At 38.9% G+C, this 715-nt stretch carries 1 protein-coding gene; it reads right to left on the bottom strand.

The window, feature by feature from the left end:
* Window positions 1-291: 291 nt before the first annotated feature.
* On the bottom strand, window positions 292-715 hold a 424-nt coding region (locus J3U09_RS10920), incomplete at its 5' end, for a hypothetical protein (protein ID WP_267358207.1).

Here is a 715-nt window from a genome sequence, read left to right as displayed (position 1 = left end):
CCAAAAACCCCGCTCCTCAACTTTTCTGATATAAAAATAATTAAAACACATCATCATTTAAAGCCAAATTATTCATATGGCAACATTGCAAGGTGGAATTTTAAACGCTGAAACTACTACTGCTCAAAAAATCCCCCCCGGTTGAGGGATGATGATGAACGGGGGGGGCTAAACTATAAAATTGCTTTTTATTTGACAACTATTTTGATTCTTAAAGTCAACTATTCTTTGATAATTTAACGCCACCTTTACCCCCTTAAGCTTTAAAGCTTAAGGAAGAAGGAATAAATACTAAGGATAAGTGCAAAGCCCGTAGGTATAGCTGTTGTTGTACCAATCCACACCACCGTTGGTAATGTTTACGATAAACGGACCATTACCATCCGAGTCACTAGTCCAAATCCAATGGTTGATAGGGGTGAAGCCAATGTCTGAAATATTGTTTACACGCCCCCACTCCGAGGAAAAACCAGCACCAATATATCGCATGTAAAGAAAAAAATCTGAGGTAGGCGTGGCGCTAGGTATGATTACATCTGAACGAACTACATGTTTTGCATTTGTTATATCCTTTATCTTAACAAGGCGATAGCCTGTACGATTACACCAGGATAATGTATTAGGATAATTGTCCCACTTAGTACCACGGTTGACGAACCACTGCTTCAATGTAAAACCATATTTAATAACAGGATTACCTTGACCATCACGACCG

The organism is Gilliamella sp. B2889 (assembly GCF_026536885.1).
Classification (GTDB): domain Bacteria; phylum Pseudomonadota; class Gammaproteobacteria; order Enterobacterales; family Orbaceae; genus Gilliamella; species Gilliamella apicola_E.
The sequence above is the reverse complement of the archived record's forward strand: the minus strand, read 5'-3'. Positions and strand labels throughout refer to the sequence as shown.